6 protein-coding genes are annotated in these 7867 nt (G+C 42.8%); 1 reads left to right on the top strand and 5 read right to left on the bottom strand.

What is annotated here, in order from left to right:
- From B7C60_RS02650 to dnaA, 5 genes are all read right to left on the bottom strand, one after another.
- A partial coding sequence (locus B7C60_RS02650; RefSeq protein ID WP_245868449.1) for a helix-turn-helix domain-containing protein occupies positions 1-361 on the bottom strand: 361 nt, incomplete at its 3' end.
- A gap of 715 nt (positions 362-1076) precedes the next feature.
- Complete coding sequence (gyrB, locus tag B7C60_RS02645) at positions 1077-3494, bottom strand: DNA topoisomerase (ATP-hydrolyzing) subunit B (RefSeq protein ID WP_099610310.1); 2418 nt, start codon at positions 3492-3494, stop codon at positions 1077-1079.
- A gap of 18 nt (positions 3495-3512) precedes the next feature.
- Positions 3513-4592 (bottom strand): DNA replication/repair protein RecF, encoded by a 1080-nt coding sequence (gene recF / locus B7C60_RS02640; protein WP_099610309.1) that lies wholly within the window; start codon positions 4590-4592, stop codon positions 3513-3515.
- 19 nt (positions 4593-4611) lie between these two features.
- The gene (gene dnaN / locus B7C60_RS02635) at positions 4612-5712 is read right to left on the bottom strand and encodes a DNA polymerase III subunit beta (RefSeq protein ID WP_099610308.1); all 1101 of its coding nucleotides are present in this window, start codon (positions 5710-5712) and stop codon (positions 4612-4614) included.
- 76 nt (positions 5713-5788) lie between these two features.
- Entirely contained in the window at positions 5789-7192 is a 1404-nt protein-coding gene (gene dnaA, locus B7C60_RS02630; protein ID WP_099610307.1) for a chromosomal replication initiator protein DnaA, read from the bottom strand.
- Positions 7193-7772: 580 nt separating this feature from the next.
- On the opposite strand from dnaA, the gene rpmH reads away from it, so the two are divergent.
- The coding region (gene rpmH / locus B7C60_RS17625; protein WP_245868460.1) for a 50S ribosomal protein L34 at positions 7773-7867 on the top strand (95 nt) is incomplete at its 3' end.

Below are 7867 nucleotides of genomic sequence, written 5' to 3'. Positions count from 1 at the left end.
TATGTTTACAGTCCATACATTCAACAAAGTAGAGTCCATTCATACCTGCCATTACGTGTAACCTTCGGCCATCACAACGCTTACAAGATAAGCGTTTAACTTTTGAATTAACATCAATACGCCTAGCAAAATCAAGAGTTATATGTGAGCACAGAGCTTCGATTGCACTTTCTTTAAACGGATGTTCACTAAGCAAGTAATTAATTGCGTAATTATACACAGGTGGAATGGCAGATTTACCATTTTCTATATTGCTTATTTTGGCCACGGAAACTCCCAATAAAGAAGCAAATTCAACTTTACTGTATTCCAATATAAACCTTGAAGAGATAAATTTATCTGAACTGGTAATTCTCAACATACACAAATCTCTAACGGACATAAAAAGCAACATGTTGCCAATTTATGTAAAAAAGGATAATAACAGGTTAATTACAACTATATTTATACGCTGAGTATGCGCCTGTTTTTTTATACTGCAATTTGATAATCTAAAGGTCAATAAATAATATATAAAACAAATAACAAAATTGACTATCATCATTTATTTTATCAAAACAAGGTAATTAATTAGATTTCATCCGTTAAAAATTAATACTATCAATACCAAAACCAGTAAAAGCATTGTTTTGGTCAATATCTCAGCCTGTAGTTAATACAAAATTTCAAAAAATTAGATTCCATTAAATTAGCAGTGATTAAATTAGAATTTATCAACATATCCCATATCGCTCACGGATTATTTTCTTCAACCGACTTTATTTTTTAAATAAATAAAGTTGGTTATATTTTAACTATACCTAAACAACTTAGAGTTGCAGATGCGACAAGTAAATTTATCTGGAACAAATTTAAACAGCCGTAGGCTGGCCTTTGGTGAGAGCTACGGATGGTTCTCATAATCCGCATGAGTATAGACAGGCGATGTGATTAGAGTGAAAGAACCTAGCCAACAACACCTTTCCATTGCTCTGCCGACATAACCGTAAATTCGCTCTATTCCTCGCTCGGGCTTTCTCTATCCAATAAAAAAGCAGCGCCAAAGCGCTGCTTAACAGATCATTTAAGAATAAAAACTAAATATCGAGGTTTGCGACTCGAAGTGCATTACTCTCAATGAAAGCGCGACGAGGTTCAACTTGATCGCCCATCAAGGTGGTAAACAGTTCATCAGCTCCGACCGCATCATCAATCGTCACTTGCATCATACGACGAGAGTCTGGATCCATGGTGGTTTCCCACAGTTGATCTGGGTTCATTTCACCCAACCCTTTATAACGCTGTACGGCAAGACCACGACGAGATTCTTTAATCAACCATTCTAGAGCGGCAGAGAAGCTCGATACTAGTTGAGTCCGCTCACCTCGTTGAATATAAGCCCCTTCTTCTAATAGGCCATCTAAGGCTTCAAAGAGATCAGCAAGACGGCTATATTCTTTCGAATTCAGTAGATCGATGCTAATCAAGTAATCATACGTCACACCATGAGTCCGAACGATCACTTTTGGTGAATAAACACCAAGCTCAGGGTGATGCTCAATTTCAAATTGATATTGGCTTGCACCGACTTCTTTGGCATTGAGCTGATTCACTAAACGCTCGGTCCAAAGCTCAACAACCGCTTTATCTTGGCACATTTGTTCAGTTAAGCGAGGCATATAGGTGAACTCATTGATCATGGCATGAGGATAACGGCGGCTCATACGCTCAACAAGTTTAGTTACAGCATTGTATTGCTGAACCAGTTTTTCTAATGGCTCACCCGCCAAGGCTGGAGCGTGATCATTAACATGCAGCGAAGCATTATCTAACGCCAATGCAATTTGATATTGGGTCATCGCTTCTTCATCTTTAATATACTGCTCTTGTTTGCCTTTTTTCACTTTATATAGAGGTGGCTGAGCAATATAGATATAACCCCGTTCAATCAACTCTGGCATTTGACGATAGAAGAAGGTTAGCAGCAAGGTACGGATGTGAGAACCATCGACATCCGCATCGGTCATGATGATGATATTGTGGTAACGCAGTTTGTCTGGATTATATTCATCACGGCCAATCCCACAGCCCAACGCGGTAATTAGGGTAGCAACCTCTTGAGAAGAGAGCATTTTATCGAAACGAGCTTTCTCAACGTTCAGAATTTTACCTTTCAGCGGTAGAATCGCCTGATTCTTACGGTTACGGCCTTGTTTAGCTGAACCGCCCGCAGAGTCCCCTTCCACAATATACAGTTCAGAGAGCGCAGGGTCTTTTTCTTGGCAATCCGCCAGCTTACCCGGTAAACCAGCCAGATCTAACGCCCCTTTACGGCGAGTCATTTCACGCGCTTTACGCGCAGCTTCGCGAGCGCGAGCGGCATCAATAATTTTACTGCACACCATTTTCGCTTCAGAGGGATGCTCGGCTAAAAACTCATTGAGCTTTTCACCCATCGCCGATTCTACAGCGGCTTTCACTTCAGAAGAGACCAATTTATCTTTGGTTTGGCTAGAGAATTTAGGGTCAGGCACTTTGACTGAGACAACCGCCGTTAACCCCTCACGAGCATCATCGCCAGACGTCGCGGTTTTGGCTTTTTTGCTATACCCTTCTTTTTCCATATAGCTATTGAGGGTACGAGTTAACGCAGCACGGAAACCCGCTAAATGGGTTCCGCCATCACGCTGAGGAATGTTGTTGGTGAAGCAATAAATATTTTCTTGGAAACCATCGTTCCACTGCATGGCCACTTCAACACTGATGCCATCATCACGCTCATGATTAAAGTGGAATACTTTGTCATGAATCGGAGTTTTATTACGGTTAAGGTGAGTCACAAACGCTTGGATACCACCTTCATACATGAAGTGATCTTGTTTGTCCGCTTCCCGCTCATCTTGCAGACGAATTGAAACTCCTGAGTTTAAGAAAGAAAGCTCACGTAAGCGTTTAGCTAAAATATCATAATGAAATTCAATATTAGTGAAGGTTTCCGCACTCGGCCAAAAACGTAAGGTTGTTCCGGTACGCTCGGTCTCTCCAACCACTGCCAACGGTGCTTGTGGTACGCCGTGACGATAAGTCTGAGTATGCGTTTTGCCGCCACGATGAATGGTTAAAAGCACTTTTTCAGAAAGGGCGTTAACGACTGAAACCCCCACTCCGTGTAGGCCACCAGAGACTTTATAAGAGTTGTCATCAAATTTACCGCCAGCATGCAGAACCGTCATAATAACTTCTGCGGCCGAAACATTTTCTTCGGTATGAATTTCGGTAGGAATACCGCGACCATCATCACTAACCGATACTGAGTTATCTTCATGTATGGTAACGACGATATCTTTACAGTAACCCGCTAACGCTTCATCTATTGAGTTATCTACCACCTCAAAAACCATGTGATGCAGACCGGTGCCATCATCTGTGTCGCCGATGTACATACCTGGACGCTTACGCACGGCGTCTAGACCCTTCAGTACTTTAATACTCGATGAATCGTAATTATTCGACATGAGTTACTCTCTCAGTAATTATCCTTGTCCTATTGTGCCATGTTCTACATGAAACATCTTGCTATTCGGCATGATCATGTCGGCAACTTGGCTTTCAGTAATAGAACTTACAAACACTTGAGCCCCCGTCGCTTTTAAGCAATCTGCTAGACGCTTACGGCGTTGGCTATCGAGTTCGGAAGCAAAATCATCAATCAAATAGATGCATTGCTTCCCGGTCAGCTCGGTTAAATGTTGACCTTGCGCCACTCTCAGTGCGCACACCATTAACTTAAGCTGACCACGTGAAAGAACATCCTCGACGGGGGTTCCATTCACTTTCATTTTTAAATCCGCTTTATTCGGGCCACTGAAGGTATAACCAAGCAGTTGATCGCGTTCAAAGTGATTTTGCAAAATTTCTTTATAAGCGGTCTGTTTTTCCCAGCCACGATAGTAAGTTAAGCTAATCTCAAATTCAGGCAAGAAGTGGCGACAAAGCGTTTCAGCGACAACTTTCAATTGTTCAACATAAGTGTGTCGCCAAACGTCAATATGTTCAGCCAATTGAGCCAGCTCTTGATCCCAATAACTGATTTCTTTATAACTACGAGCGGTTTTCAATAAAGCATTACGCTGTTTATTCAGACGTTTAAAACGCCCCCATGCCTCAAAAAAAGCTGGTTGGGAATGAAACACGCCCCAATCAATAAAAGCCCGCCGCTGTTTCGGGCCATCGGTTAATAATTCAAACCCTTCTGGATGAATCAACTGCAAAGGTAACACCTGAGCCAATTGCGCTAATTTTTGTCCAGATTGACCGCCTATTTTAACCTCTGTTGAGCCATCACGCTGCTTATTAATGCCAATCGGTAGCTCAAATTGATCCGAGTTCAAAAAACGGCCATGCACAAACAGTTCTGGGCTGTCGTGTTGAATCACTCGTCCGGTTAATGCACTCTTAAATGAGCGCCCATGCCCCAATAAATAAATCGCTTCAAGAACACTGGTCTTGCCACTGCCATTCGGGCCAATAAGAAAGTTAAAGCCTGATGATAAGGTGATATCACAGGCTTTAATATTACGAAATTGCTGAATAACCAAACGAGTCAGAGGCATAATAAAGGCAAAAAGCTCTCTATAGACGAATCGGCATCACCACATACATGGCGCTGTCATCATCGACATTTTCGATTAAAGCACTGGCATTAGCATCAGACATTGAAATTCGTACCTGCTGACAACGCAAGGTATTGAGGACATCCAATACATAGCTGACGTTAAAGCCAATTTCAATCGCGTCACCGGTAAAATCGACATCCAGCATTTCTTCTGCTTCTTCTTGCTCCGGGTTATTGGCGGTAATACGCATTTGCTGATCCGCTAAATTCACCCGAACACCTCGGAATTTTTCATTCGATAATATCGCTGCACGAGAAAAAGCCTGACGCAGCTCGTCGCAACCAGCTAATAATGTTTTATTGGTGTTTTGTGGTAAGACACGACGATAATCAGGGAAGCGGCCATCGACTAACTTAGAGGTAAAGACAAAGTTATTCACTTCAGCTCGTAAGTTGGAAGCGCCAATTTGCAACACCACCGGCTGATCTGGTGCATCCAATAACTTAACTAATTCTAAAATGCCTTTGCGCGGTACAATAATCTGCTTGTTGGCAAACTCTTGCGCAAGTGTGGTCTGTGAGACAGCCATCCGATGACCATCAGTGGCGACAGAACGGAAAGTCTGACCATCAATTTCTAACAACATACCATTGAGGTAGTAGCGAACATCTTGGTTGGCCATCGAAAACTGGGTTTTATCCACCAAGCCACGCAATTCTGCTTGAGTGAGTGAAATTTCCACTTCGCTCTGCCAGTCTTCAATATTAGGAAAATCACTGGCTGGTAAGGTAGCCAAAGAAAAGCGACTTCTTCCTGAACGAACGAGAACTCGATCCCCTTCTAATAACACGGTAATGATGGCGTCATCAGGTAGTCCTCGGCAAATATCTAAAAATTTACGGGCAGGAACCGTGATGCTGCCCGCTTCGAAATCCCCTTCAAGAGAGACTCGGCTGATCAACTCCACCTCAAGATCCGTCGCGGTCATCGACAATTGATCATTATCGACACTGAGTAACAAATTCCCCAAAATCGGCAAGGTCGCTCGCCCACCCAGCGTCCCAGACACCTGTTGTAGCGATTTAATAAAGTGGCTGCGTTCAATGGTAAATTTCATAGTGTGCTCTTAACCTAACGATAGGGAATAAACAGGATAAAAATCATACATCACATCATACGAATAGATGAAGAGATTAAGAAGAAAGCGTTCGTATCAAATTCGAGTAATCTTCTTTTATGTCATGACTCTCTTCGCGTAACTGTTCAATTTTCCGACACGCATGCAGTACGGTAGTATGGTCTCGCCCTCCAAATGCATCGCCAATTTCCGGTAAACTATGGTTAGTTAGCTCTTTCGATAACGCCATCGCTAATTGTCTGGGACGCGCCACCGAGCGAGAACGACGTTTAGAAAGGAGATCCGCTACCTTTATTTTGTAGTACTCGGCAACCGTTTTCTGAATATTATCGATAGTGACTAATTTTTCTTGCAAAGCAAGCAGATCACGTAGCGCTTCACGGACAAAATCAATGGTAATCGGGCGACCAGTAAAGTTGGCATTGGCGATCACTCGGTTTAACGCGCCTTCCAATTCACGAACATTAGAACGTAATCGTTTAGCGATAAAAAAAGCCACTTCATCGGGGAGATGAATTTGATGATCTTCCGCTTTTTTCATCAAGATTGCCACACGGGTTTCTAACTCAGGCGGCTCAATGGCAACCGTTAGGCCCCAACCAAAGCGGGATTTAAGGCGATCTTCAACCCCATTGATCTCCTTTGGGTAGCGATCAGAGGTGAGAATGATCTGCTGGTTACCTTCCAATAACGCATTAAAAGTGTGGAAAAACTCTTCTTGGGAACGTTCTTTGTTAGCAAAAAATTGGATATCATCAATTAATAGCGCATCGACGCTACGATAGTAACGTTTAAATTCTTCAATCGCATTATTTTGCAGCGCTTTCACCATATCCTGAACAAAACGCTCTGAATGCATATAAACCACTTTAGCATTGGGTTTATTATCGACAATGGCGTTTCCAACAGCATGCAATAAGTGGGTTTTACCTAACCCAGTGCCACCGTATAAAAAGAGTGGGTTATAGGCCGCCCCTGGATTGTCCGCCACTTGACGTGCAGCCGCTAATCCCAACTGGTTCGATTTACCTTCCACAAAATTATTAAACTTGTGTTTGGGATTCACGTTAGAACGGTGATTAATATCGGCCACGGCATTGTCATCATCCCAAGTTTTATGCACGGGCTTACGCCGTGCAAGTTGAGCAGGCGCAGAAGACTCTGCCGCAACATCAGCCGCAGTTCTCACTGGTGCTGGTTTCGCTGCAGCGGCTCGACGGTTACCTATTTCAAAGCGTAAGCTCGGCGCATTATGCCCACAATACTCTGTCAATGAACGATTAATATTGTTGATGTATTTATCACGAACCCAATCGAGCACAAACCGGTTTGGGGCAAACAAAGTGAGAGTATTGTCATTGAGCTCCGCTTGTAACGGACGAACCCACATACTAAATTCTGCGGCTGGTAGCTCTTCTTGAAGCTGTTGCAAACATTGCAACCAAAGCGAAGATGACACGGTTCCCTCACTCTTAAATTAATGGCTAGTAAAGATCGGCAATTCTACCTGTTGATAAGTAAGATCGCCAGTAATTGATCCACAAACTATTGAATAAGATCGAAGTTATTCACAACAATATAAATAAATAAACCGAGATCTCGCTCTAATTAGCCTATTTACCCACACAGTGATCCACATATTCAAAGATCTTTCCGAGTTATCCCCAAAATGACCATTCTGTTTTTTATCCTTGGTTCTGCTTTATAAGCTATGAGTATCTAGGTATAAGTTGTGATCTTATCTGTCGATCACTCTTATTGCGGCTTGCTCCAGTAAAGTTTAATAGCGCGATCAACGAACGATCCTTGAGATTTAGTAAAGACTCCGTATAATCGCCCGACCGAAAAAGAATAGGTAGCGCTGAGCCGTTAACGACAAGATTAACTCTCAGTTACCCTACCCTAGTCATTGACACTTTTTGTGAGTGTGATTACAATTCCGCCTCTTTGTTGAGAGGCGTCGGCGTCTTTTCGAAGACAAACACCCACGCCGGGTTAACTTAAGAACCTAACACTACTGATCAGTAAAGGTAATAATAATGTCTAAACGCACTTTTCAACCTTCAGTTCTAAAGCGCAAGCGTACTCACGGTTTCCGTGCACGCATGGCGACTGCGAACGGTCGTAAAGTAAT

Origin of the sequence: Vibrio fujianensis, assembly GCF_002749895.1 — a bacterium.
GTDB lineage: Bacteria > Pseudomonadota > Gammaproteobacteria > Enterobacterales > Vibrionaceae > Vibrio > Vibrio fujianensis.
Note: the sequence above shows the minus strand (reverse complement) of the source record. Positions and strands in the feature narration are given on the sequence as shown.